This is a genomic window from Pseudomonas sp. PB120 (genome assembly GCF_009761815.1).
GTDB lineage: Bacteria > Pseudomonadota > Gammaproteobacteria > Pseudomonadales > Pseudomonadaceae > Aquipseudomonas.
The window spans coordinates 1-24,580 of record NZ_RWIN01000112.1; the positions used below are offsets into that span (position 1 = coordinate 1).

Sequence of the window (24,580 nt, forward strand, 5' to 3'; positions counted from 1 at the left end):
CGCGATAGCGGTGGGTCATTCAACATTGATGTCGACTGACCCACCGCTATCGCGAGCAGGCTCACTCCCACATTTTTGATCGGGTTTACAGGCCGATATCCCACGCCGGTTCTTCGGGAAACCTTGCAACAAGAAAATCCAGCATGCTGCGCAGTGCCGCCGGCATGTGTTTGCGTGAGGCATACACCGCGTAGATGTTCATCTGCCGCGGCTCGGTCCGGGGTAACAGGCGGGTCAGTTCGCCGCTATGAATATGCACACCCGCCTGATAACTCGGCAGCAACGCCACCCCGGCGCCGGCCATCGTTGCGCGCAGCAGGGTGCTGGCTTCGTTGGCGCTGATGTTGCCCTGCACCGGCACCGAGACCGACTCTCCGTCCTGTTCGAAATGCCACAGGCTTTTGCCGAAATAGGAGTGGGTCAGGCAATTGTGCAGGCTCAGGTCCTCGACCCGCTGCGGCGCCGGGTGTTCGCGCAAGTAAGCGGGGGCGGCGCAGATCACCGAGCGGCAGACCGTCAGGCGCCGCGCAATGAGGTTCGGGTCCAGGTCGCTGCTGGTGCGAATCGCCAGGTCGATGCGTTCATCGATCAGGTTCACCGTGCGGTCGAGCATCTGCAGTTCAATGCTGACGCCTGGATAGCGTTTGACGTAAGCGGCCATCGCCTCCGCCAACTGCGCCTGGCCGAACGAGGTGCTGACACTGATCCGCAGCACCCCGCGAGGGGTTTGGTCCGGTTCGCTGACGGCGGCTTGCATCTCTGTGGATAACTCGAGCATCTGCCGGCAGCGGGGGAGAATTTCGCTGCCGGCAGCGGTCAGGCTCAATTTGCGCGTGGTGCGGTGCATCAGGCGCGCGCCGACCCAGTCTTCCAGTTCCGCCAGGTACCGCGACACCACCGGCCGCGAGAGGTCCAGTTGATCGGCGGCGGCCGACTGGCTTCCCAGATCCACCACCGTGACGAACACCCGCATTGCTTGTAGACGATCCATGATTTGCCCGATTTCAGAAACAAACTATGTACCAGCATCGCATTTTTTGTACTGAGTCAGGCAACTAAGCTCTGTCCCACCTGTAGGAGCGAGCTTGCTCCGGGCGGCGTTCCGACGATGGACTTAAGGACGCCGCGTTCATCCAGTAAGCACGCGTTATCGTTGACGACCATCGCGAGCAAGCTCGCTCCTACAAAGGACACTCATCAAAAAACGGAGCAACAGATGATCGGTTTCACCTCCCTCAAGCGCATTCTGCTGGCCACGGCCGTCCTCGGCTTTGCCGCCCACGCGGCAGCATCGACGCTGACGCTGGACGTGTACAACCCGGGGGAAAAAGCGATTTTCCCGGTGACCTCGGTGCTGGTCAGCGGTGAGAAAGACGCGATCCTGGTCGATGCGCAATTCGGCAAGTCCCAGGCAGAGCAGGTGGTGGAAAAAATCCGCGCCAGTGGCAAGCGACTGACCACCATCTACATCAGCCACGGCGACCCGGATTACTACTTCGGCCTCGACACCCTGACCCGTGCATTCCCGCAGGCCAAGGTACTCGCCTCGCAGCCGACCGTGGATCACATCAAGAAAACCGTAGACGGCAAACTGGCGTTCTGGGGCCCGAAAATGGGGGCTGATGTGCCGGCCAACACCGTCGTTCCAGGCGTTCTCAAGGGTGACAGCCTGATCCTCGAGGGGCAGAAGTTGCAGGTGGTGGGTCTTGAGGGCCCGCAGCCGGATCGCACGGTCGTGTGGATCCCGTCGATCAAGGCCGTGGTCGGTGGCGTGGTGGTCGCTGAAAACATTCATGTGTGGATGGCCGACACTCAAACCGCGCAGTCCCACACCGATTGGTTGGCTACGCTGCACTCTATTGAAACCCTGAAGCCGAAAACCATCGTGCCTGGGCATTACCTCGGTGAGAGCGCCCGATCCTTGGCTGCCGTGCAGTTCACCGCCGAATACATCAAGGCCTTCGACGAAGAAACTGCCAAGGCTAACAATTCTGCCGAGCTGATCGCCGCGATGAAGAAACGCTACCCGACTTTGGGAGAAGCGAGCTCGCTTGAGCTGAGCGCCAAAGTCGCGAAGGGTGAGATGAAGTGGTAACCGGACACTGAGAAACCCTTGTGGCGAGGGAGCTTGCTCCCGCTCGGTTGCGCAGCAGCCGCAACCCTGAGAATGCGGTGTGGCTGACTCACCGCAGGGGGGCGCTTCGCACTCCAGCGGGAGCAAGCTCCCTCGCCACAAGGGGTATTGCCATCCCAATTACTGTAGCTACGTCAACATCACTGGAGAACGTCATGAGCAAAATCGCAATCATCGGTGCCACCGGTCGTGCCGGTAGCCAACTGCTGGAAGAAGCCCTGCGCCGCGGTCATAGCGTCACCGCCATCGCTCGCGATACCTCGAAAATCGGCCAACGTGCCGGGGTGGTCTGCAAGAACGTCGACGCGCTCGATGCCGAGGCGTTGCAAGCGGCGGTCGCGGGCCATGACGTGGTGATCAGCGCGGCGCATTTCTCGACGCTGCCTGCCGCGGCCGTCATCGAGCCAGTGAAAAAGGCCGGGGTCAAACGCCTGCTGGTGGTGGGCGGTGCCGGTTCGCTGTTGCTGCCGGACGGGACTCGCGTCATCGACAGCACGGGCTTTCCCGAAGCGTACAAAGCCGAAGCATCCGCTGGTGCGCTATTTCTGGACAACCTGCGCCAGGAAAAGGATCTGGACTGGACCTTCCTGTCGCCGTCGGCGGAGTTTGTCGAAGGTGAGCGCACCGGGACATTCCGCATCGGCCAGGATGATTTGCTGGTGAGCAGTGAAGGGCGGAGCTGGATCACGTTTGCCGATTATGCGATTGCGATGCTGGATGAAATCGAAACGCCGAAGCACTCCCGGCAACGGTTTGCCGTCGGGTATTGAGCCCACTGATCCGCTGATTTCCTCTGGGAGCGAGCCTGCTCGCGATGAACCTGAGAACGTCGCGGGGCATCAGGTTCCCAGCGTTATCGTTGACGACCATCGCGAGCAGGCTCGCTCCTACAAGGGTTTTGCGCCAGGTTTTAGAGTTCAACGCGCCTGAGCCTGCTCCACCAACCACCCCATCAGCTCGCGCAATTTCGGCGATGGCCCGGGTTTTTCGGGGAAAACCAGGTAATACGCCAGCCCGGTTTTCACCTTCAGATCAAACGGCATCACCAGCCGTCCGGCACTCAAGTCGTCACCAATCAACGACCAATCCCCGATCGCCACGCCTGTCCCCTGGGACGCCATCGACATCGCCAGGTCCAGCGTTTCGAAATGCTGGCCCTTGCCGACATTGCTCAAGCGAACATCGGCCGTGGCCAGCCAGGCTTTCCAGTCCCGTTCATCCCGGGTCGGGTGCAGCAGCATGTGTTGTTCCAGATCCTCCGGGGTCGTCAACGGCACAGGTCCTTCGAGCAGCGGTTTGGAACAGACCGGTGTCAGTTGCTCATCAAAGAGCCGTTGCGACACCAATGAACTGTCCGGCGGAGCGCCATACATCACCGCCGCATCGAATTGTTCGCGATGGAAATCCACGCCGTGCTTGACCGTGGTGGTCAGCTCCACTGGCACATCCGGGCGTTCCCGTTGCCACTGCAACAACCGCGGCAACAGCCAGCGCATGACGCAGGTCGGCGCCTTGAGTTGCAGGGTTTCGCGCTTCTCGCCGATCTGCTCCACCGCCTCGTCGATCAGGCCGAAAATCTGCTGGACCCGCGGCAGCCATTCCCGTCCTTCGGCGGTCAGGTCCAGGCCCCGTGCCTGGCGAATGAACAGCTCATAACCCAGATGATCTTCCAGCCCGGCGATCTGTCGGCTCACCGCGCCTTGGGTGATGTGCAGTTGCTCGGCGGCCCGGGTGAAGTTGCAGCACTGTGCCGTGATCAGAAAAGTGTGGAGTGCCGGCAGGGGAGGCAGTCGTTTCATTGGGATCCAAGGTATGACGTACAGACATGGCTAGTATGACTTTTTATCCATTGTTGCGGCTAGGTGTCGCCCGTTCCAATGAGGCCATCCCTGGACCTGCGAATTCATCATAAACACTGCGCAGGCCCGGCGTCTCAATCGAACAAGAAGGGCAATGACATGGCGACGTGCGGCGAAGTATTGGTCAAGTTACTCGAAGATTACGGGGTTGAGCAGGTGTTCGGCATTCCCGGGGTTCACACCGTGGAGCTGTATCGCGGGCTGGCCCGTTCGAGCATCAACCACGTCACCCCGCGCCACGAACAGGGCGCCGGTTTCATGGCCGACGGCTACGCCCGCACCAGCGGCAAACCGGGCGTGTGCTTCATCATCACCGGCCCGGGCATGACCAACATCACCACCGCGATGGGTCAGGCCTATGCCGACTCGATCCCGATGCTGGTCATCTCCAGCGTGCAATCGCGCAGCCAGTTGGGCGGCGGTCGCGGCAAGCTCCACGAGCTGCCGAACCAGGGCGCACTGGTCGCTGGCGTGGCTGCGTTCTCCCACACCCTGATGTCGGCGTCGGAATTGCCGGGCGTTCTGGCCCGTGCCTTCGCGCTGTTCCAGGCCGGTCGCCCGCGTCCGGTGCACATTGAAATTCCGTTGGACGTGTTGGTTGAAGAAGCCGATGATCTGCTCACCAGCCTGCCGGTCACCATCGACCGCGCCGGTGCTTCGCCGTCCGCCATTTCCCGCATGACCGAGTTGCTTGCTGGCGCCAAGCGCCCGTTGATTCTCGCCGGTGGCGGTGCCATCGACGCGGCGGCCGAGCTGACTGAGCTGGCCGAATTGCTCGACGCGCCGGTGGCCCTGACCATCAATGCCAAAGGCATGCTGGAGTCCGGTCACCCCTTGCTGATCGGCTCGACCCAAAGCCTGGTCGCCACCCGCGCCCTGGTGGCCGAAGCCGACGTGGTGCTGGCGATCGGCACCGAACTGGCCGAAACCGATTACGACGTGACCTTTGCCGGCGGCTTTGAAATTCCTGGCGTGCTGCTGCGTGTGGACATCGATCCAGACCAGACCGTGCGCAACTACCCGCCGAAAGTCGCGCTGGTGGCCGATTCGCGCAACGCCGCTCAAGCGTTGCTGAGCGAACTGTCCCATCACTCGCTGGCCGAGCGCCTCAATGATTGGGGTCAGGTTCGCGCCGCCCGTCTGCGTGAAGACCTGGCCGCCACCTGGGACGCCCCGACGCTGGCCCAGACCCGATTCCTGGAAACCGTCCTGCACGAATTGCCGGACGCCGTATTCGTCGGCGATTCCACCCAGCCGGTGTACACCGGCAACCTGACATTCAACCCGGAGCGCCCGCGCCGCTGGTTCAACTCGTCGACCGGTTACGGCACCCTCGGCTACGCCTTGCCGGCGGCGATTGGCGCCTGGCTCGGCGGCAGCGTTGAAAGCGGCGCGCGTCCTCCAGTGGTGTGCCTGATCGGCGATGGCGGCCTGCAATTCACCCTGCCGGAACTGGCCAGCGCCGTCGAAGCGCGCACCCCGGTGATCGTCCTGCTGTGGAATAACCAGGGCTACGAAGAGATCAAGAAATACATGGTCAACCGCGCCATCGAGCCGGTCGGCGTGGACATCTACACCCCGGACTTCATCGGTGTCGCCAAGGCATTGGGCTGTGCCGCCGAAGCGGTCGACGGTGTCGATCAACTGCGCAGTGCACTGCGTTCCGCCGCTGATCGCCAGGGCCCGACCCTGATTGAAATCGATCAGACAGTGTGGATGAAGGCGGTGTCGAAATGAGTTTTCCTACCACTCTGGATGGCCTGTTCATCGATGGCCAATGGTCGGCCGGTAACGAACACCTGCGCGTGATCAACCCGGCGACCGAAGCCCTGCTGACCACCGTTAACGGCGGCGATGCGCACGCCGTTGATCGAGCGGTCAGTGCTGCGACCGAAGCCTTTGGCGACTGGTCGAAAACCACCGGTGCCGAGCGCGGTGCGATCCTGCGCAAAATCGCTGCGGGCGTGCAGGCCGGTCGCGACCAGCTGATGCACTTGCAGTCGAGCAACAACGGCAAGCCGTTGTTTGAAGCCGCCATCGACGTCGATGACGTCATCGCGACGTTCGAGTACTACGCCGGCCTGGCCGAAGGCCTCGACGCGAAACAGGACAGCGCCATCGACCTGCCCACAGACGACTTCAGCGCCCGTGTGCGCCGCGAGCCGTGCGGCGTGGTCGGCCTGATCGTGCCGTGGAACTTCCCGATGGTCACCACTGCCTGGAAACTCGCCCCGGCCCTGGCCGCCGGTTGCTGCGTGGTGCTCAAGCCTTCGGAAGTCACGCCGCTGCCGGAACTGGAACTGGCGACGATCATCGCTGGGGCCGGTCTGCCCAAGGGTGTGTTCAACCTGGTCTGCGGCACGGGGCTGGCGGTCGGTGCGCCGCTGTCGGCCGACCCGCGCATCGCCAAGATTTCCTTCACCGGCAGCAACGCGGTCGGTGTGCAGGTCATGCAACGCGCCGCAGAAACGGTGAAGGGCGTAAGCCTGGAACTGGGTGGCAAGTCTTCCTTGCTGGTGCTTGCAGACGCCGACATCGACCTGGCGGTGGAAGTGGCCAGCGGCGGTGGTTTCTTCAACGCCGGGCAGATGTGCTCCGCCACCAGCCGCGTGCTGGTCGCCGATGAACTGGCCGATGAATTCCTCAGCCGTTTGAAGGCGCGTGCCGAAGCCATTCGCGTGGCCGACCCGTTCGACCCGAACGTGGAAATGGGCGCGTTGGTCAATCAGGCGCAATACCAGCGCGTGCTGGGCCACATCGATCGCGGCTTGAGTGCGGGCGCCCGGCTGATTTGCGGCGGCAATCGCCCCGCAGACCTGCCGCGCGGCTATTTTTTGCAGCCGACGATTTTCACCGACGTGCCCCTCGACAGTGCGCTGTGGTGTGAAGAGATTTTCGGCCCGGTGATCTGCGTGCGCCGTTTTGCCTCTGAAGCCGAGGCGATTGCCCTGGCCAACGACAGCCAGTTTGGCTTGGTCGCCAGCGTCGTTACCCGCAATGCCGAGACGGCCGATCGGGTCGCCAACGCTTTGCAGGCGGGGCTGGTGTGGATCAACGCACCGCAAGTGATCTTCCCGCAGACCGCCTGGGGTGGCTACAAACAGAGCAGCATCGGCCGCGAGTTGGGGCCGTGGGGTTTGCAGGCTTTCCAGGAAATCAAACACGTGATTCGAGCGGTCTGACGGCTCGAAAACGGTCAATGCATGCCTCGTGTTGAGGCATGCGCTGACGTCATGGCTTCAATGAGTTTTTATCGATAGTCAGCTGTTTTGCACGACCTCAGGATGAACTCACTGGTTCAGCCAAGCCCCCGAAAATACGAGGGATAGCGCTGATTCGGTCGCGCGGTAGCAACAGTTTCGACCTGCCTTATACCTACAAAAACAAAGGGAGTCCGTAATGGGCGAGCATGATCTGAACAGACGTCAATTCATCAAGACCGTAGGCGTAGCCTCGGTTGCCGCGGCGGCCATGAGCCTGCCGTTCGTCAAGGCCAATGCCAGCGACACCCGTTTTCAAGGCAAGACCCTGCGCCTGCTGACCTGGTCCGACGACACTGGCCTGGCTGCTCTGCGCAACATCGCCGCGACCTTCGAAGACAAGTACGGCTGCAAGGTCATCGCTGACCGCACTGGCAGTACCTCGGAAATGGTTGCCAAACTCAAGGCCGGTGGTGATCGTCCGCAGTACGACATCATCACCCTGGCAGGCGTCGGCGCCGAAGGTCTGGCCGCCGCCAACCTGCTGGAAAAACCTGACCTTAACCGCATCCCCAACCTGGTGGATGTACCGGAGAAATACCGTACCGGCGCCAATGGCCACGGTATCGGTTACCTGCTCTGGTGCAACAGCCTGGTCTACAGCACGCGCACCCAGAAAGAAGCTCCGACCAGCTACGCCTCCCTGTGGGATGCCGACGCGGCGCCGAACATCTTCCTGCCGCCGCCGAACTGGACCGAGGCCATGGACCTGATCATCATCGCCGCCAAACTGGCCGGTGGTGACGAGCATAACATCGAGCCTGGCTTCAAGAAACTCGCCGAGCTGAAGGATCGCGTCGTGACCCTGGGTGAAAACCCGAACCAGATCGCCGAGCTGTTCCGCACCGGTTCCCTGGACATGGGCGGCCTGTACGCCCCGGCCTTCTTCCCGAAACAGATCCGCGACCCGGCCTACGGCCTGAGCGCGACGTTCGGCATGAAGGAAGGGTTCTACACCGACCTGATGCAGTCGGTGATGCCGAAGAACCGCCCGGGCGATACCGACCTGGCGTACGCCTTCATCAACCACTCTCTGGACCCGCTGGTGCAGGGCAAGATGGCCGAGGACATTTACAACGGGCCGGTCAACGCCAAGGCGATCATCTCCGCCGAAGCGCGCAAGAGCCCGTTCATCCTCACGCCGGAACAGATTGCCGAGAAGGCAATCATGCACGACAACGCCTTCCTGGCCACCGTGCATGACCAATGGATTCGTCGTTACACGGAAATCTTTTCTTCCTGATTTCTGCGGTTTGAAATTCCATTGTGGCGAGGGAGCTTGCTCCCGCTCGGCTGCGTAGCAGCCGCAAAACCATGCGCCGCGTCCTGTCTGAACGGACGCGGTCATTGATTGGGGCCGCTTCGCGGCCCAGCGGGAGCAAGCTCCCTCGCCACAGGTTTTGCCGAATCTCAGTCTTGCTGCTTTCCATTGACGAGACCCTTGCTATGGAACACCAACCTTTGACCCATCCGGTCAGCGCCGTTGTTACGCGCTCGCGCCGGGGTGTTTCGCCGACGACGCGCGCCTGGTTTTTCCTCTCGCCGTCGATGCTGTTTCTCGGCGTACTGATTGCCGCCAGCCTGCTGGTACTGCGCATGAGCGTCGGCACCAAAGGCGCGGAATGGTCTGGCTTCAGCCTGGCCAGTTATGCCCAGTTGCTGGAACCGTATTACCTCAAATCCTTGCTGCTGACCTTGCGCCTGGCGCTGATCAGCGCAGTGATCGCCGTGGTGCTGGCGATCCCGGTGGCCTACACCATGTCGCGGTTGACCTCCCCGTTCGTGCGCCGGATCTTCCTGGCCGCCGTGTTGTTGCCGTTGCTGGTCAACCTGCTGCTGCAAAGCTACGGCTGGCTGGTGATTCTCGGTCCGGGCGGAATGCTCAACCAGGCGCTGATGGGCCTGGGCCTAATCAAGCGACCGATCATGCTGCTGTACAACCAGAACGGCGTGTTGATGGGCCTGGTGCAAACCGCGTTCCCGTTGGCCGTGCTGCCGATTGCCAGCGCCATGCGCGGCGTCGCCCGTACCTACGAAGAAGCCGCCGCCACCCTGGGCGCCAGTCGCCTGCAGGTGTTCCGCCAGGTGGTGCTGCCGATGAGCTTTCCGGGGATCATCACCGGTGCGACGTTGGTGTTCGCCTACAACGCCAGCAGCTTTGTGGTGCCGTTGCTGCTCGGTGGCCGTCGCGTGCCGATGCTGGCGGTGATGGTGCATGACCAGATCGCCCCGCTGATGAACTGGCCCGCCGCGTCCGCCGCCGGTGTGGTGCTGATTGTCACCACGCTGGCGATCATGACCTTGTCCGAATACATCACTGGCCGTCGTCGGCGCATGCTGGAGGCTTCCCAATGAGCACCCTGACCAAGAAGCGTCATTCGCTGCTGCCCGGCGAAACCGGCAAGTTCGCCGGCGTACTGTCCGGCTTCATCCTGCTGCTGGCGGTGTTGCCGATCCTGACCATGATCGTGATGTCGTTCAGCGGTTCGTCGAACCTCGACTTCCCGCCGAGCAGCTACAGCCTGCAATGGTACAAAGCCGCCTGGCACACCTTTGTCTCGCCGGACTCCAGCGATGTGCTGAGCCTTGGCAAAGCCATGACCACCAGCCTGATGGTGTCGTGCCTGACCATGGTCTTCGCCACGATCATCGCCGTACCGGCGGCGTATGCGCTGACCCGTTGCGAGTTCCGTGGCAAAGCCGTGGCGCTGCAACTGATGTCACTGCCACTGGTGTTTCCGATGGTGGTGTTGGGCCTGGCGTTGCTGCTGGTGTTCGACAGCCTGCCATTCCAGATGACCACTTCGCGTCTGGTGATTGCCCACGTGATCCTGGCGCTGCCGTTCGTGGTGAAAAACTGCACCGCGGCCATGTTGTCCATCGGCAGCGAAGTCGAAGAGGCTGCGCAAATGCTCGGTGCCTCGCCGACCCGGGCGATTATCGATGTGGTGGTACCGTTGATGAAGTCGGGGATCCTGGCCGGCATGCTGCTGGCGTTCATCGTCTCGTTCAACGAATTCACCGTGACCTATTTCCTCTACACCATCGATGTCATGACCGTGCCGATCTGGATGTACAGCCGCACCGTGTCATCGCTCGACCCCACCGTATTTTCGTTTGCCGTGCTGATCGTGCTGATCGACTTCGTCCTGATCTGGGCGCTGGAGAAGCTGGTCGGTGAAGGTGGCGTTTCGTTCTGATTTCTTGAGGTGATTCATATGTCTGGTCTGATTCTGGAAAACGTCGAGAAACATTACGGCTCGGCCTGCGCGGTAAAGGATGTAAACCTGCATTTGCCGGAAGGCAAACTGGTGTGTTTCCTCGGTCCTTCGGGCTGCGGCAAAACCACCTTGCTGCGGATGATTGCCGGGCTCGAAACCCTGACCGGCGGCGAGATTCGCCTGGACGGCGAAGACATCGGCCATACCCCGGCGCACGAGCGCAACTTCGGCATGGTGTTTCAGTCCCTGGCGTTGTTTCCGCACATGACGGTGGGGGAGAACATCGCCTACCCGTTGAAACTGCGCGGCGTCAGCAAGGCTGACCAGCACAAGCGCGTGGTGGAATTGCTCGAACTGATTCAGCTGCAGGAAATGATTGATCGCCCGGTGGCGAAACTCTCGGGCGGTCAACGCCAGCGCGTGGCGATTGCCCGGGCGATTGCCTCACGCCCGAAAATCCTGCTGCTCGACGAACCGCTGTCGGCGCTGGATGCCAAGCTGCGGGAATCGATGCAGGTGGAAATCCGTCAGCTGCAGCAACGCTTGAACATCACCACCATCATGGTGACCCACGACCAGCGTGAAGCCATGACCATGGCGGACATCGTGGTGGTGCTGGGCGAGCATCGGGTGCAGCAGGTGGGCACGCCGATCGAGATTTACCGGCACCCGGCCAACGAGTTTGTCGCGGACTTCATCGGTTCGGGCAACATCTTCCCGGCCACCGCGCTGGGCAATGGCAAGGTGGGCTTGCCGGGTGGCGATGCACTGGAAGTGCCGATCTGCAGCAGCATTGTGGCCGGCGAGAAAGTGAAGATGCTGATCCGCCCTGAAGACCTGCAACTGTCGCATCCGCAGGCGACGGCGGGTAACCGCTTGCTGGGCAAGGTGACGTTCGTGCGTGATATCGGCGCGACGATCGAGACGACCGTGGAATGTTCCGGTGTGTCGTTTACCGCGTTGAGCACACCGTGCCAAGGGTTTGGGCTGAGCATCGGCAACCCGGTGTCGGTGACCTTGCCGGCCGAGGCGTGCCGCGTACTGGGCGCCTGATCCGGATTTGATGGTGGCCTTGCTGGCGCCATCGCGAGCAGGCTCGCTCCCACAGGTGACCTTGGGCGTTCACAGATGTTGTGTTCACTGGAGATCCAATGTGGGAGGTGCGCCGCGACTCAGCGCCTGACTGACTGGCCTGTTCGCGAGCAGGCTCGCTCCCACAGGTGACCTTGGGTGTTCACAGATGTTGTGTTCACTGGAGATCCAATGTGGGAGTGAGCCTGCTCGCGATGAGGCCGGCACAATCCACACAAATTTCAGCTAGACCGTCAACCGCAACCGCGCCAGATCCCGCAGCGGTGGTGCGCCGAACAATCGGCTGTATTCACGACTGAACTGCGAAGGGCTTTCATACCCCACGCGATACCCCGCCGCCGACGCTTCCAGTCCTTCCGCCAGCATCAATCGCCGCGCTTCCTGCAACCGCAACTGCTTCTGATACTGCAACGGGCTCATCGCCGTCATCGCCTTGAACCGGTGATGCAGGGTCGACACGCTCAGGTTCACTTCCTTCGCCAGATCATCAATGCGCAGCGGCTGCTCATAGTTGCCGTTCAGCCATTTGATCGCCTGGCTGATGCGATGGCTCTGGCTATTGGCGATAGCGATTTCATACAGCCGATGCCCCTGCGGACTGCGCAACAACCGATAGAGAATCTCCCGACGAATCAGTGGTGCGAGCATCGCGATGTCTTTCGGTGTGTCCAGCAAACGGGCCAGGCGCAGCACGGCGTCGAGCATCGCGCTGTCGATCCGTTCGACATACAGGCCGCGCCCGGTAGGACGGGGCGGCACGCCAAGCGGGCCGGCGTCGGCAATCAGCGCGGTGATTTCTGCCGGATCGATGTCCAGCCGCACCGCCAGGATCGGATTTTCAGAGGTGACATTCACCACCCGCCCGCTCAGCGGCATCGAGACCGAGACCACCAGGTAATTCAGCGGATCGTAGTTGAAATATTCATCCGCCAGCCGCACCTCTTTGCGCCCCTGGGCCATGATGCACAGGGCCGGTTGCGCCAGCGTCGGGGCAAAATCATGGGACTGACTGTGGCGCGACATGAACAGCGAGCCGATGGCGGTCGCATAACTGCCATCCTCCTGCGTGTTGCGGCGGATGATGGCGGCCAGTTCCGCGCGCTGTTTCTCCATGTCGGTGTCCAGCGGGGCTTGGAATTGATCGAGCGACGACATGCAGGGCATCCTCGGCGAAGCAATGGTAATGCGCTGAGCTTAAGTTTGTGCAAGACGAAGCGGTAGACACATCCTGCCTCAAGCTTGCCTGATTCTGCACGGGGTTGAACGATTGCACTGCCATGACAGATCCGTGCGGGGGAAACTTGCTTGAAAGTCGTGTTTCAACGCGATGGCAGTATTTACGCGGTGTTACAGCCGTGACTCGCCGCCGCGCAGGATTGTGCAAGGAGCCGACAGGAATCGACTAACCGTGCTTCTGCCGGGGCGTTTAACCTTTGATCCTGTCGCAGCCCGTCCCTTGGCTGCTACTCGAGTACCTGGGAGGGTTGAACATGTCTACGCAAATCCCCGTCAGTCATATGGCATTCGTCCGCGCCCGCGCCGGACGTTCCGCCGAACTCGGTGCGCGCCTCAGTGCCCTGATAGAACCATCCCGCAGCGCCCCGGGCTGCCTGAGCTTTGCCTTGCAACACTCGCAATGCGACCCCGAATTGTGGCTGGTGTCCGGTTTCTGGACTCATCAGCAGGCGATGACGGCTTACTTCAACACCCCGGCGATGGAGATTTTTGCCGAGCTGGTGCAGGAACTGGTGGTCAATAGCCTGGACTTTCACACCTTCAAGGACGTGTCCGCCGCGCAAGCGCTCGGTCAGACCCAGTCGTGGGTACACAAAATGGCGGGTTGAGGGTTTAATGGCGCAACTCTCAATCAGCCAGGATCCGCGCCATGGCACGCAAAGCCTTTGATCACTTCGAAGCAGTTTCCGCTGTAGTACCGGGCGAGGGTGGCTACCACGCCGCGATCGCTGTCAAAGCCTTGGGTGGTGCAGGGGCGCCGCGCTTCCACAAAGTCCTGGAAGGGCAAATCTTCAAGACGGCAAACGAGGCCGATCTGGCCGCCGCCAAAGAGCTGACCCGCCTCAAGGACGTCAAAGAAGACGCCGATCTTCTGTGGTGAATTACCTTTTCGCCCCCGGGCGATACATCTTGAACAAGGCCTCAGGCCCCAGCTGGAAATAATCCGCCGGCCCGCCGCCGCGCAGAATCGGTTCTGCCGCGGCGGTGTCGTACACCCCGTCCTTCAACAGCCACTTGGCGATATGCACGGCGACCACTTCGCCCAGAATCAGCCAGCTCGGCACCACGTTCCCGTCCGCGCGCTGCAACTGAATAATCTGCGTGACCTTGCACTCGAAGGACACCGGACTTTCGGCGACCCGTGGCACCTGGATGATTTTCGACGCGACCGGCGTCAGCCCCGACAGCTCGAACTCATTGACCTCGGGTGCGACCATCGCGCAGCTCTGGTTCATCTGCTCGGCCAGGGGACGGGTTGCCAGGTTCCAGGCGAATTCACCGGTTTGTTCGATGTTGTTCAGGCTGTCTTTGCGCCCGACGCTGGAAAACCCAATGATCGGCGGGATGTAGTTGAAGGCGTTGAAGAAGCTGTAGGGCGCCAGGTTCAACCGGCCGTGGGCGTCCTGGGAGGAAATCCAGCCAATGGGGCGCGGGCCGACGATGGCATTGAATGGGTCGTGGGGCAGGCCGTGGCCGTTGGCCGGTTCGTAGAAATGAATGTCTTCAGCCATGGCGCAAATTCCTGGGGGGCCTGTAGGAGCGAGCTCGCTCGCGAAAAACGTTTGGACAACGCGTTTCTTCAGGCGGCCCACGTTATCGTTGTCATCCATCGCGAGCAAGCTCGCTCCTACAGAAGAAATGGCGGGTGTGACAGATTTTTCATAAAGCCCCGACCTAATTTTCACTGCTTGACCTCCAGTCTGCGCGGCACCGGCCCCACCCCTTGCACATGGGCCGTCATGACCATTGGAGCTTTACCCTCGATGAACAAACTTCCACAAATCACCCTGGCTTTCTGGGTGATGAAAATCTGCGCGACGACCCTGGGGGAAACCGCGGGCGACTTGCTGTCGATGACCCTCAACGTCGGTTACGCCCTCAGCTCGCTGATTCTGATCAGTGTGTTCGTGCTGACGCTGGTCACGCAACTGATGTCCAAGACCTACAAGCCCGTGCTGTACTGGATCGTGATCCTGTCGACCAGCACCGCCGGCACGACGATGTCGGACTTCATGGACCGCACCCTCGGATTGGGCTACGCCACCGGTTCGATGATTCTGATTGCGATCCTGATCGGGATTTTTGCTGCCTGGCGCCTGAGCGGCGATTCGCTGAACGTCACCAAGGTCCAGACCTTTCGCGGCGAGATGTTCTACTGGATGGCGATTCTTTTTTCCAACACCCTGGGCACGGCGCTGGGCGATTACCTGGCCGACGATTCGGGGCTGGGCTTTGCCGGTGGCGCGCTGCTGATTGGCTCGACCATTGCGGTCGTGGTGCTGTTGAAGTACTTCACCAAAATCTCTTCGGTGCTATTGTTCTGGTTGGCGTTTGTGCTGACCCGGCCATTCGGCGCGACACTGGGTGACTTTCTGACCAAGCCCCATGAGAAGGGTGGTCTGGATTTCGGCACCATTGGTTCGTCGTTGGTGCTGGCGGGGATTCTGGTGGTACTGATTGCGGGGGCTTCTTACGTGCAGGGCAAGTACGCGAAGCAGACGGCTGCCGAGTTGACCTGATACCGAGGCGCGGCCTTCGCGAGCAAGCTCGCTCCTACAGTTCGATGTCGTTCACATGCTTTGTGATCGACTCAACCCTGTAGGAGCGAGCTTGCTCGCGATGAGGCCATTCAAGCCACCATCAAAGCGACGGTCAGTCCGTCTCGATCCGCGAATGCTTGCGGGTGTCTTTCATGGTGACGTACACCAGCAACGACACCGCAATACACGCCGTGACATACCAGTAGTAACCGGTTTCCATGCCGATGCTCTTGAACCACAGCGCGATGTATTCCGCGGTGCCGCCAAAGATCGACACGGTCAACGCGTACGGCAGGCCGACGCCCAGTGCACGGATTTCGGTCGGGAACAGTTCGGCTTTGACCACCGCGTTGATCGAGGTGTAGCCGCTGACGATGATCAGCGCCGCCATGATCAGGAAGAACGCACCCCACCAGCTCTGGACGGTGTGCAGGGTGGTCAGGATCGGCACAGTGAACAGCGTGCCCAGAATGCCGAAGGCGATCAGGATCGGCCGGCGACCGACCTTGTCCGACAGCCCGCCCACCAGCGGTTGCAGGCACATGAACAGGAACAGCGTGGCTGCCGAAATGGTGGTGGAGTCGGAGATGCTCATGCCGACGGTGTTCACCAGGTATTTCTGCATGTACGTGGTGTAGGTGTAGAACGCCAGCGTGCCGCCCATGGTCAGGCCGACCACGGTCATCAGTTCCTTCGGATGACGCAGCAAGGTGCGCATCGCGCTTTCCTTGGCTTTCTCTTTCTTCACGAACGATTCGGTTTCTTCCATGCCACGACGCAGGTAGAGCGCGACGATTGCACACAGTGCGCCGATGGCGAACGGGATGCGCCAGCCCCAATCGTACAGTTGCTCGGTGGTCAGGGTCTGTTGCAGCACGATCAATACCGCCAGGGCGATGAGCTGGCCGGAGATCAGGGTCACGTACTGGAAGCTGGAGTAGAAGCCGCGACGTTCCTTGGTCGCCATCTCGCTGAGGTAGGTCGCCGAGGTGCCGTACTCGCCACCGACCGACAGGCCTTGCAGCAAACGCGCGAACACCAGCAGGATCGGCGCGCCGATACCGATGGTTTCGTAACCCGGACTCAGGGCGATCAGCAGGGAGCCGAAGCACATCAGATAGACCGAGGCCATCAACGCGCTTTTGCGACCGGCACGGTCCGCGTACAGGCCCATGAGCCAGCCACCGATCGGGCGCATCAGGAAGCCCACGGCGAAGATCGCAGCGGTGTTCAGCAGTTGTGCGGTGGTGTCGCCTTTGGGGAAAAAGGCCTTGGCGAAGTACAGGGAAAAGGCCGCGTAGACATACCAGTCATACCACTCGACCATGTTGCCGACGGAGCCGCTGAAGATCGATTTGATACGGCTTGAAGTGGTTCTTTCTTTGGCGGGCACGGCAGCCGACCCAAGGGGCAGGGCGTTGGAGTTATCCATTGAAGGATCCTTCGTTTAATTGTTTTTGTGGAGCGCGTTTAAACGCAGCCTGCGGGGGCTATAGCAGGAGGTGTGCCAACGGGGAGAGGGCCGGTTTAGAGGGGGGTAGAGGTGTTAGTGAGCGGAAATCCGCTTATGGATTCCTGGTTCGCAAGCGGATTTCCGCCCGCGCCACCCCCTTGTAGGAGCGAGCTTGCTCGCGATGGTCGTTAACGAAGACTCGTGTTTTCTGGCTAGACGCGGCGCCCTTGAGTTCATCGCGAGCAAGCTCGCTCCTACAGGAATGGTGATGGCTTTTAGAGAAACATCTCTCTGCTCAACCCATGTCGCTGCATCTTTTCATTGAAGGTCCGGCGCGGCAGTTGCAGCTCTTCAAGCACCGCTTTCACATCGCCCTTGTGCCGGGTCAGCGCCGCGCGCAGGCAATGCGCTTCGAACGCTTCCTGCTGCGCCGCCAGTGATTGCCCAGGGTCGGCGCCAACCGGCGCAGGCTCGCCCAGCCCCAACACCTGGCGCTCGGCAACGTTCGCCAGTTCGCGCACGTTGCCTGGCCAGTCGTGGCTCAGCAGATGACTCAACTGCGGCCCCGTCAACGGCGGAAAGGTACGACCCAGGCGCTCGGCGGCCTGCTGGGCAAACGCTTCGAACAACAGCGGAATGTCTTCGCGGCGCTCGCGCAGCGGTGGCAAACGCAACTCCGCGACATTCAGCCGATAGGCCAGGTCCTCGCGAAAGCGCCCGGCCCGGGCTTCGTCCAGCAGGTCCGGTTTGGTCGCGGCGATGATCCGCAGGTCCACGCGAATGCTCAGGTTCGAACCCAGTCGCTCGAGCTTTTGCTCCTGCAGGACCCGCAACAATTTCACCTGCTGGGCCAGCGGCATGCTTTCGATCTCATCGAGGAACAGCGTGCCGCCGTCGGCGTATTCGAGCTTGCCGATGCGCTTGCCCTGGGCGCCGGTAAAGGCGCCGCTTTCATGGCCGAACAGCTCGGCCTCGAACAACTGCTCGGGGATCGCCGCGCAGTTCAACGCCACGAATGGCTTGTCCGCACGGGGTCCGAAATCATGCAGGCAGCGGGCAACCAACTCCTTGCCGCTGCCGGTTTCACCGCGGATCAGCACGTTGACCGGCAACGCCGCCAGATCCAGCACCTGCCGGCGCAGCGTCTGCAGGCCACGGGAAACGCCGAGCAGCGTCGCGTCGAGTTTGCTGCGATTGTCCGCCTGTTCGTGCAGGGCGCGGTTTTCCAGCACCAGCTGGCGTTTTTCCAGGGCGCGCCGCAGGCTGCCGAGCAGGGTTTCCGGGCTGAAGGGTTTTTCCAGGAAGTCGTAGGCGCCATCGCGCATTGCATCGACGGCCATGGGCACGTCGCCATGGCCGGTCAGCAAAATCACCGGCAGGTCGGCATCCCGGCGTTGCACTTCGGCCAACAACTCAAGTCCGGTCATGCCAGGCATGCGCACGTCGCTGAGGATCACCCCGGGAAAATGTTTCGGCAACTGCGCCAGGCACTCGTCGGCGCGACTGAACAGTTGCACGTCGAACCCCGACAGGTTCAGCCACTGTTCGACGGCACTGCGGATGCTGCTTTCATCGTCGACTACCATCACTGAATTCAGCATGGGCCGTGCGCCTCCAGGTCGATGGGCAGTGTCAGGGTGAACACTGCGCCGTTGCCTTGATTGTCCGCGCTCAAGCGTCCGCCCGATTCGTGAACGATGGCAAACGATACCGCCAGACCAATGCCCAGGCCATCGCCCACCGCTTTGGTGGTGAAAAACGGGTCGAACACCTTCGCGAGGTTTTCTTCGGCAATGCCGCCGCCGTTGTCGGCGACGCTGAGGCGCCAGAGTTGTTCGTCAGCCTCGAGACGGATTTCCAGGCGCTTGCAGGATTTGTCCTGCATCGCATCCAGGGCGTTGCGCAGCAGATTGATCAGCACCTGTTCCAGGCGGATCGCATCGCCGCGCACCCAGGCTGGGCGGGTCAGGTGCAGCACGGTGCTGACCTGTTCGTCGCGCAGCCGGGTATCGAGCAGTTGCAGCGACTGGTCGACCACGGCGGCCAGGTCCAGACGCTCGCGCAAGCCGCTGGGACTTTTGCGGGCGAAGGTTTTCAAGTGACCGGTGAGGGCGGCCATGCGCGTCAGCATCTCATCCACCGGTTTGAGCGCCTTGTAGGCGTCGTCGACCCGGCCGTGATCGAGCAGCAACCGCAGCGTTGCCAGCTGCATGCGCTGGGCGGTCAGTGGCTGGTTGATCTCATGGGCGAGCGCGGCAGACATCTGGCCAAGCGCGGCGAGTTTAGCCGATTGCACCAGGCCGTCCTGCGCCGTGCGCAGGTCACGGGTACGCTCCTGGACAAGCTGTTCAAGCTCTTCGCGACTGCGTTGGCGCATTTTCGCCAGGCGCCAGCGCTGGTTGAGAAACAGCAACAGAAACACCAGCGTCAACCACAACCCGGCAGCGGCGAGCGCGGCGTTGCGGGTGTCTTCGAACGCCACTTGCGGGCGGCGCAACAGGTGCAGGGTCCAGCCTTCGGCAGTCAGCGGCAGGGATTCCCACAGATAATCCTTCGGGCCGTCAGGACCATCGACTCGTGCCAGGTCACTGTTGTCGTCGAAGCGGCGCAGGGATTGAAACGCCAGCGGGGTCAGCGGCTGCTTGTCGTATTGGCGGGTGGCCTTGAGTTCGGCGTGGTCGCTGTCGCTCAGGGGGTTCAACAGGCGATAACGCCAGCCTGGCTGGTTGGCGATGAAGATGATCCCGCGGGCGTCGCTGACCAGTAGCGTGTCGCTGCCTTGGCGCCATTCGCGTTCAAGCTCCGGGAACTCGAGTTTCACCACCATGGCGCCGAGGAACTGCCCGTCATCCTCGGTCACGGCACTGGACAGGAAGTACCCCGGAATTCCGCTGGTCACCCCGACTGCATAAAAGCGCCCGGTGCCCTGGGTGCGGGTCTGGCTGAAGTAGGGGCGAAAGCCATAGTTGTGGCCGACGTAACTGCTGGGCAGCCGCCAGTTGCTCGCCGCGATGGCCAGGCCGGTGTGGTCGAGCAATTCGAGGGTCGAGGACTCGGCGGCGCCGTTGATCTTTTCCAGTTTGCGGTTCAGCGCGTCCTGCTGCTCGGGGTTTACCGGGCCCTTGAGCGCCGCGCGCAATTGCGGGTCCAGCGCCAGCACGGCGGGCAGGGCGCGGTAACGTTCGATCAAGGTGTGCAGGGACGTGGCGTACAGCGCCAATTGCTGATTGGCACGTGCTGCATCTTCCACCAGGGCCTGACGCTCGGCATGGCGCATGGCCAAGGTCGCGGCGAGGGCGGCACCGGCGAGGATCACGAAGGTGTACAGCGTCAGGCGCAAAGGACGGGAAAACTCAGACATGCCGGGTCATACACAAAAATTCGAAGGGGCCGCACCATACCATGAGCATCCCCTTCCCCTGTAGGAGCGAGCCTGCTCGCGATGGACGCATTGACGACACGGGTTGTCTGTTGCCCCGCGTTATCGTTGACGTCCATCGCGAGCAAGCTCGCTCCTACAGGGGTAAGTTCGGGCAACAAAAAAGGCGACAGGAGCATGACTCCTGTCGCCTTTGCATGAACAGCGAAGCGCTTACTGCACTTCTACCGCCAGGCTTTCACTGATCTTTTTCTGCCAGATGGCAGGACCGGTGATGTGTACCGACTCACCCTTGCTATCAACCGCAACGGTCACCGGCATGTCCTTCACGTCGAACTCGTAGATGGCTTCCATCCCCAGTTCGGCGAACGCCACCACGCGAGATTTCTTGATGGCTTGCGCCACCAGGTAAGCCGCGCCGCCAACAGCCATCAAGTAAACGGCTTTGTGGTCCTTGATCGCGTCGATAGCGGTCGGGCCGCGCTCGGATTTGCCGATCATGCCCAACAGGCCGGTCTGCTCGAGGATCTGACGGGTGAACTTGTCCATCCGCGTGGCGGTGGTCGGGCCGGCTGGGCCAACCACTTCCTCGCGCACCGGATCAACCGGGCCAACGTAGTAGATGAAGCGACCCTTGAGGTCCACCGGCAAGGTTTCACCCTTGTTCAGCATCTCGACCATGCGCTTGTGCGCCGCGTCGCGACCGGTCAGCATTTTGCCGTTGAGCAGGACAGTTTCGCCCGGCTTCCAGCTCTGCACTTCTTCCGGGGTCAGGGTGTCGAGGTTGACTCGACGGGCCGACGGGCCGGCTTCCCAGACGATTTCCGGGTAGGCGTCCAGCGGTGGCGCTTCCAGCGAAGCCGGGCCGGAACCGTCGAGCACGAAGTGCGCGTGACGGGTGGCGGCGCAGTTCGGGATCATGCACACCGGCAGCGAAGCGGCGTGGGTCGGGTAATCCATGATCTTCACGTCGAGCACGGTGGTCAGGCCACCCAGGCCCTGGGCGCCGATGCCCAGTTGGTTGACCTTCTCGAACAGCTCCAGGCGCATCTCTTCGATACGGTTGGACGGGCCGCGCTTCTTCAGCTCGTGAATGTCGATGGATTCCATCAACACTTCCTTGGCCATGACGGCGGCTTTCTCGGCGGTACCGCCGATGCCGATGCCGAGCATGCCCGGTGGGCACCAGCCGGCGCCCATGGTCGGAACGGTCTTCAGCACCCAGTCGACGATCGAGTCGGACGGGTTGAGCATGGCCATTTTCGACTTGTTCTCGGAACCGCCGCCCTTGGCTGCCACGTCCACTTCGACGGTGTTACCCGGAACGATGGAGTAGTGGATAACGGCCGGGGTGTTGTCCTTGGTGTTTTTACGAGCGCCCGCCGGGTCGGCGAGGATCGAGGCACGCAGGACGTTTTCCGGCAGGTTGTAAGCCCGGCGCACGCCTTCGTTGATCATGTCGTCCAGGCCCATGGTGGCGCCATCCCAACGTACGTCCATGCCGACGCGTACGAAAACGGTAACGATGCCGGTGTCCTGGCAAATCGGGCGGTGGCCGGTGGCGCACATCCGCGAGTTGATCAGGATTTGCGCCATCGAATCGCGGGCTGCCGGCGATTCTTCACGCAGGTAGGCCTCGTGCATCGCCTGGATGAAATCCACGGGGTGGTAATAGGAAATGAACTGCAGGGCGTCGGCAACGCTCTGAATCAGGTCGTCTTGCTTGATCACGGTCATGAGTCGCGCTCCTCTAAAAGACGGGAACATTCAATAAGGTGCTTGCAGCTTGGGTGCATCGGTCGGTTGCAAGCACCTTTCAAGGCACGCCGGGGCTGCTGGCGCGACGCTAAAAAGGCGCGGCAGTATACCGCGCCTCGGTTCCGGGTACACGCGCCGGCAGTCAATCGTTGGTCGCATACCGCCCACATCTGACTGTTGGGGTTTGCATTTGTGGCGAGGCGCTTGTCGGAACGCCGCACCGTCCCGCTCGGCTGCGAAGCAGTCGTCAAACCAGGCAATACGTTCTCTATGAAAGGACGCAGAGGGCTGCTGCGCTGCCCAGCGGGAGCAAGCTCCCTCGCCACAGGAATATGCGTCAACAAGATCTTTCTATAAGGGCATGAATTTGACGCCAGTTTCCCGCCCCAAAATTTGAATGGTCATTTATCAGACACGCCACTAAAGTGGCATCCGGCCTGTAGAGTAGGATACTCAAGCAGCCTCCCTTCGCACGGTGAGTCAACGATTGACCCATAACGCCATCCAACGTCTTTTGCTCAAACGCTTTGCCCTCGCTGCCGGTACCTACGCCCTGGCTCTGGTGCTGCTGTGGCTGGCTTTTTTCACCGGTCACTTTGATGAACCGCTGGCCAGCGTGGCCACCGGCACTGCGCTGGTGGTGATCAGCCAGGCGGCGCTGTTTGCGGTGTTTTATTCCGGTTGCAACCTGCGGTTCAGTGACCCGAGCCTGACCGAAGCCCAAGTGCTGCTGGGGCTGGGTTGGCAAACCTGGCTGATTGCGCATCTGGATGTGGCGCGCGGTGCATTTCTGGTTTTCTACGTCCTGATCCTGCTGTTCGGCCTGTTCCATCTGTCACGACGGGCCTTGATCCGCTGTGCGCTGTTGGTGTTCTTCAGCTTCTGCGCCATCACGCTCTGGGAGGGTTACCACTTCCGGCTGGCCGATCCGGCGCTGGCCGCGTTGCAGGTGTGCGTGCTGTTTATCGTGCTGGTCTGGCTGGTGCTGTATGCCCGTTACGTCCAGGCTTCGCGGCAACGCATGCGTCAGCGGCGTTTCGCTTTGCAGGCGCACCAGGACACCTTGCGCGGCATGATGCGCCAGCTTGAAGACCTGGTGGCCACCGATGAATTGACCGGGCTGTTCAATCGCCGGCATTTCCTGCGCCTGGCCTCCCGCGAGCTGGACACCATGGACGCCGGGGTCGTGCATGGCCTGGCGCTGATCGACCTCGACCATTTCAAGCGGATCAACGATGTGCACGGCCACGCCGCCGGCGATCAGGTGCTGCAAGCCTTTGCCGGCGTCGCCAGCGCCTGCCTGCGCGAGGGCGACGTGCTGGCCCGCTACGGTGGCGAAGAGTTTGTGGTGTTGCTGCCCGATTGCAACGCCGAGCGGTTGACCTCGTGCTGCGAACGGCTGCGTATCGCGTTCACCGATGTTGAATTGATCGGCCTTAAAGTGGGCAATCTCAGCCTGTCCGCCGGCATGACCCTGCTCGAACTCGGCGATGATCTGGACGACGCTTTGCAGCGCGCCGATCAGGCGCTCTATCGCGCCAAACGCGACGGCCGTAACCGGTGCGCGGCGGCCTGGGAGAACGTCGATGCCTGAGTTACGGGTCGGCGATCGCCATTGGTCGGTGGCGACCGGCAGCAATCTGCTCGATGCCTTGAATCAGAACGGCGTGTCGGTGCCTTACAGCTGTCGGGCCGGCAGCTGTCATGCGTGTCTGGTGCAGTGCGTGCAAGGATTGCCCGGCGACAGCCGACCCGATGCCTTGAGCGCCGAGCAGCGCCAGCAAGGCTGGCGCCTGGCGTGCCAGTGCCAGGTGACCGAGGATTTGCAGGTCCACACCTTTGACCCGATGCAGGACGGGCGTCCGGCCGAAGTCGTCGCCGTCGATTGGTTGAGTGCGAGCGTGTTGCGCTTGCGCCTGACCCCTCAGCGCCCGTTGCGCTACAACGCCGGGCAACACCTGGTGTTGTGGGCGGGGCAGGTGGCGCGCCCGTATTCCCTGGCCAGCCTGCCGGAAGACGACCGTTTTCTGGAGTTCCATCTTGATTGTCGCCAATCGGGGGAATTCAGCGATGCCGCCCGCCAGCTCAGGATCGGTGATTCGATCCGCCTCGGCGAGTTGCGTGGCGGCGCGTTGCATTACGACGCCGACTGGCACAACCGACCGCTGTGGCTGATGGCCGCCGGCACCGGGTTGGGGCCATTGTTCGGCGTGTTGCGCGAAGCGTTGCGGCAGGATCACCAGGGCGCCATCCGCGTCATTCACCTGGCCCATGACGCCAATGAACATTATCTGGCCAAACCCCTGCAAGCCATGGCCGCCAGCCGTCCGAACCTCAGTGTCGAGCTGTGGACCCCGGCCGAGTTGCCGGCGGCTTTGGCGCAACTGCGGCTTGTTTCCCGACAAACCCTGGCCTTACTCTGCGGAGCCCCCGACAGCGTCGACGCCTTTGCCCGGCGCCTGTACCTGGCGGGACTGCCGCGCAATCAACTGCTGGCCGATGTCTTCCTGCCCCGTGGTTGAGCGCTGACTCTTGTGGCGAGCGAGCTTGCTCGCGCTGGGCTGCGCAGCAGCCCCAAAAATCTGTGAGCGCTGCGCACTCAAGCGCGAGCAAGCTCGCTCGCCACAGTTAATGCTCGCAGACCAGGA

General features: G+C 61.7%; 21 protein-coding genes. 13 read left to right on the plus strand and 8 right to left on the minus strand.

What is annotated here, in order from left to right:
* Positions 1–85: 85 nt before the first annotated feature.
* A complete protein-coding gene (locus EJA72_RS20435) occupies positions 86–991 on the minus strand; it encodes a LysR family transcriptional regulator (RefSeq protein ID WP_218574377.1) in 906 nt (301 codons plus the stop codon).
* A 225-nt stretch (positions 992–1,216) separates the two neighbouring features.
* On the opposite strand from EJA72_RS20435, the gene EJA72_RS20440 reads away from it, so the two are divergent.
* Complete coding sequence (locus EJA72_RS20440; protein WP_157713179.1) at positions 1,217–2,095, plus strand: MBL fold metallo-hydrolase; 879 nt, start codon at positions 1,217–1,219, stop codon at positions 2,093–2,095.
* 194 nt (positions 2,096–2,289) lie between these two features.
* Positions 2,290–2,904: an NAD(P)-dependent oxidoreductase gene (locus EJA72_RS20445; protein ID WP_157713180.1), complete on the plus strand. Its 615-nt coding sequence runs from the start codon at positions 2,290–2,292 to the stop codon at positions 2,902–2,904.
* Between the two features lie 147 nt (positions 2,905–3,051).
* Here EJA72_RS20445 and EJA72_RS20450 read toward each other — a convergent pair whose 3' ends face one another.
* Positions 3,052–3,933, minus strand: a complete 882-nt coding sequence (locus EJA72_RS20450) for a LysR substrate-binding domain-containing protein (RefSeq protein WP_157713181.1) — start codon at positions 3,931–3,933, stop codon at positions 3,052–3,054.
* A gap of 159 nt (positions 3,934–4,092) precedes the next feature.
* Here EJA72_RS20450 and EJA72_RS20455 point away from each other — a divergent pair, with 159 nt between their 5' ends.
* From EJA72_RS20455 to EJA72_RS20480, 6 genes are all read left to right on the plus strand, one after another.
* A complete protein-coding gene (locus EJA72_RS20455) occupies positions 4,093–5,730 on the plus strand; it encodes a 5-guanidino-2-oxopentanoate decarboxylase (RefSeq protein ID WP_157713182.1) in 1,638 nt (545 codons plus the stop codon).
* The gene (locus EJA72_RS20460) at positions 5,727–7,175 is read left to right on the plus strand and encodes an aldehyde dehydrogenase family protein (protein WP_157713183.1); all 1,449 of its coding nucleotides are present in this window, start codon (positions 5,727–5,729) and stop codon (positions 7,173–7,175) included. The genes EJA72_RS20455 and EJA72_RS20460 overlap by 4 nt, the downstream gene beginning before the upstream one ends.
* A 217-nt stretch (positions 7,176–7,392) precedes the next feature.
* Complete coding sequence (locus EJA72_RS20465) at positions 7,393–8,496, plus strand: extracellular solute-binding protein (protein WP_157713184.1); 1,104 nt, start codon at positions 7,393–7,395, stop codon at positions 8,494–8,496.
* 203 nt (positions 8,497–8,699) lie between these two features.
* A complete protein-coding gene (locus EJA72_RS20470) occupies positions 8,700–9,608 on the plus strand; it encodes an ABC transporter permease (RefSeq protein WP_157713185.1) in 909 nt (302 codons plus the stop codon).
* Positions 9,605–10,453, plus strand: coding sequence for an ABC transporter permease (locus EJA72_RS20475; RefSeq protein WP_157713186.1), 849 nt, complete (start codon positions 9,605–9,607; stop codon positions 10,451–10,453). Before EJA72_RS20470 ends, EJA72_RS20475 begins: the two co-directional genes overlap by 4 nt.
* An 18-nt stretch (positions 10,454–10,471) precedes the next feature.
* A complete protein-coding gene (locus EJA72_RS20480; protein WP_157713187.1) occupies positions 10,472–11,527 on the plus strand; it encodes an ABC transporter ATP-binding protein in 1,056 nt (351 codons plus the stop codon).
* A 264-nt stretch (positions 11,528–11,791) separates the two neighbouring features.
* Here EJA72_RS20480 and EJA72_RS20485 read toward each other — a convergent pair whose 3' ends face one another.
* Positions 11,792–12,721, minus strand: a complete 930-nt coding sequence (locus tag EJA72_RS20485) for an AraC family transcriptional regulator (RefSeq protein ID WP_157713188.1) — start codon at positions 12,719–12,721, stop codon at positions 11,792–11,794.
* 335 nt (positions 12,722–13,056) lie between these two features.
* On the opposite strand from EJA72_RS20485, the gene EJA72_RS20490 reads away from it, so the two are divergent.
* Together EJA72_RS20490 and EJA72_RS20495 are read left to right on the plus strand one after the other, a co-directional pair.
* Positions 13,057–13,410, plus strand: coding sequence for a putative quinol monooxygenase (locus tag EJA72_RS20490; protein ID WP_157713189.1), 354 nt, complete (start codon positions 13,057–13,059; stop codon positions 13,408–13,410).
* Between the two features lie 41 nt (positions 13,411–13,451).
* Positions 13,452–13,682 carry a hypothetical protein gene (locus EJA72_RS20495; RefSeq protein WP_157713190.1) on the plus strand — a complete coding sequence of 77 codons (231 nt, stop codon included), beginning with the start codon at positions 13,452–13,454 and terminating at the stop codon, positions 13,680–13,682.
* A 1-nt stretch (position 13,683) separates the two neighbouring features.
* Here EJA72_RS20495 and EJA72_RS20500 read toward each other — a convergent pair whose 3' ends face one another.
* Positions 13,684–14,313, minus strand: coding sequence for a flavin reductase family protein (locus tag EJA72_RS20500; protein ID WP_157713191.1), 630 nt, complete (start codon positions 14,311–14,313; stop codon positions 13,684–13,686).
* A 252-nt stretch (positions 14,314–14,565) separates the two neighbouring features.
* Here EJA72_RS20500 and EJA72_RS20505 point away from each other — a divergent pair, with 252 nt between their 5' ends.
* Positions 14,566–15,321: a hypothetical protein gene (locus EJA72_RS20505; protein ID WP_157713192.1), complete on the plus strand. Its 756-nt coding sequence runs from the start codon at positions 14,566–14,568 to the stop codon at positions 15,319–15,321.
* Between the two features lie 133 nt (positions 15,322–15,454).
* Here the strand turns inward: EJA72_RS20505 and EJA72_RS20510 are convergent, their stop codons facing one another.
* The 4 genes from EJA72_RS20510 to EJA72_RS20525 form a co-directional block, all read right to left on the minus strand.
* Positions 15,455–16,774 (minus strand): MFS transporter, encoded by a 1,320-nt coding sequence (locus tag EJA72_RS20510; protein ID WP_157713193.1) that lies wholly within the window; start codon positions 16,772–16,774, stop codon positions 15,455–15,457.
* Between the two features lie 296 nt (positions 16,775–17,070).
* Positions 17,071–18,396, minus strand: a complete 1,326-nt coding sequence (locus tag EJA72_RS20515) for a sigma-54 dependent transcriptional regulator (RefSeq protein ID WP_157713194.1) — start codon at positions 18,394–18,396, stop codon at positions 17,071–17,073.
* Positions 18,390–20,156, minus strand: coding sequence for an ATP-binding protein (locus EJA72_RS20520; protein WP_157713195.1), 1,767 nt, complete (start codon positions 20,154–20,156; stop codon positions 18,390–18,392). Before EJA72_RS20520 ends, EJA72_RS20515 begins: the two co-directional genes overlap by 7 nt.
* Positions 20,157–20,387: 231 nt before the next feature.
* The gene (locus tag EJA72_RS20525; RefSeq protein ID WP_157713196.1) at positions 20,388–21,911 is read right to left on the minus strand and encodes a fumarate hydratase; all 1,524 of its coding nucleotides are present in this window, start codon (positions 21,909–21,911) and stop codon (positions 20,388–20,390) included.
* Positions 21,912–22,419: 508 nt separating this feature from the next.
* Here EJA72_RS20525 and EJA72_RS20530 point away from each other — a divergent pair.
* Positions 22,420–23,526 (plus strand): diguanylate cyclase, encoded by a 1,107-nt coding sequence (locus EJA72_RS20530; protein WP_157713197.1) that lies wholly within the window; start codon positions 22,420–22,422, stop codon positions 23,524–23,526.
* Positions 23,519–24,454, plus strand: a complete 936-nt coding sequence (locus EJA72_RS20535) for an iron-sulfur-binding ferredoxin reductase (protein WP_157713198.1) — start codon at positions 23,519–23,521, stop codon at positions 24,452–24,454. Before EJA72_RS20530 ends, EJA72_RS20535 begins: the two co-directional genes overlap by 8 nt.
* The last annotated feature ends 126 nt before the right edge of the window (positions 24,455–24,580 follow it).

What these genes read in the sequence shown, in the direction of transcription:
- EJA72_RS20435 (WP_218574377.1), bottom strand. Translation starts at nt 991, where the DNA reads ATGGATCGTCTACAAGCAATGCGGGTGTTCGTCACGGTGGTGGATCTG.
- EJA72_RS20440 (WP_157713179.1), top strand. Translation starts at nt 1,217, where the DNA reads ATGATCGGTTTCACCTCCCTCAAGCGCATTCTGCTGGCCACGGCCGTC.
- EJA72_RS20445 (WP_157713180.1), top strand. Translation starts at nt 2,290, where the DNA reads ATGAGCAAAATCGCAATCATCGGTGCCACCGGTCGTGCCGGTAGCCAA.
- EJA72_RS20450 (WP_157713181.1), bottom strand. Translation starts at nt 3,933, where the DNA reads ATGAAACGACTGCCTCCCCTGCCGGCACTCCACACTTTTCTGATCACG.
- EJA72_RS20455 (WP_157713182.1), top strand. Translation starts at nt 4,093, where the DNA reads ATGGCGACGTGCGGCGAAGTATTGGTCAAGTTACTCGAAGATTACGGG.
- EJA72_RS20460 (WP_157713183.1), top strand. Translation starts at nt 5,727, where the DNA reads ATGAGTTTTCCTACCACTCTGGATGGCCTGTTCATCGATGGCCAATGG.
- EJA72_RS20465 (WP_157713184.1), top strand. Translation starts at nt 7,393, where the DNA reads ATGGGCGAGCATGATCTGAACAGACGTCAATTCATCAAGACCGTAGGC.
- EJA72_RS20470 (WP_157713185.1), top strand. Translation starts at nt 8,700, where the DNA reads ATGGAACACCAACCTTTGACCCATCCGGTCAGCGCCGTTGTTACGCGC.
- EJA72_RS20475 (WP_157713186.1), top strand. Translation starts at nt 9,605, where the DNA reads ATGAGCACCCTGACCAAGAAGCGTCATTCGCTGCTGCCCGGCGAAACC.
- EJA72_RS20480 (WP_157713187.1), top strand. Translation starts at nt 10,472, where the DNA reads ATGTCTGGTCTGATTCTGGAAAACGTCGAGAAACATTACGGCTCGGCC.
- EJA72_RS20485 (WP_157713188.1), bottom strand. Translation starts at nt 12,721, where the DNA reads ATGTCGTCGCTCGATCAATTCCAAGCCCCGCTGGACACCGACATGGAG.
- EJA72_RS20490 (WP_157713189.1), top strand. Translation starts at nt 13,057, where the DNA reads ATGTCTACGCAAATCCCCGTCAGTCATATGGCATTCGTCCGCGCCCGC.
- EJA72_RS20495 (WP_157713190.1), top strand. Translation starts at nt 13,452, where the DNA reads ATGGCACGCAAAGCCTTTGATCACTTCGAAGCAGTTTCCGCTGTAGTA.
- EJA72_RS20500 (WP_157713191.1), bottom strand. Translation starts at nt 14,313, where the DNA reads ATGGCTGAAGACATTCATTTCTACGAACCGGCCAACGGCCACGGCCTG.
- EJA72_RS20505 (WP_157713192.1), top strand. Translation starts at nt 14,566, where the DNA reads ATGAACAAACTTCCACAAATCACCCTGGCTTTCTGGGTGATGAAAATC.
- EJA72_RS20510 (WP_157713193.1), bottom strand. Translation starts at nt 16,774, where the DNA reads ATGGATAACTCCAACGCCCTGCCCCTTGGGTCGGCTGCCGTGCCCGCC.
- EJA72_RS20515 (WP_157713194.1), bottom strand. Translation starts at nt 18,396, where the DNA reads ATGCTGAATTCAGTGATGGTAGTCGACGATGAAAGCAGCATCCGCAGT.
- EJA72_RS20520 (WP_157713195.1), bottom strand. Translation starts at nt 20,156, where the DNA reads ATGTCTGAGTTTTCCCGTCCTTTGCGCCTGACGCTGTACACCTTCGTG.
- EJA72_RS20525 (WP_157713196.1), bottom strand. Translation starts at nt 21,911, where the DNA reads ATGACCGTGATCAAGCAAGACGACCTGATTCAGAGCGTTGCCGACGCC.
- EJA72_RS20535 (WP_157713198.1), top strand. Translation starts at nt 23,519, where the DNA reads ATGCCTGAGTTACGGGTCGGCGATCGCCATTGGTCGGTGGCGACCGGC.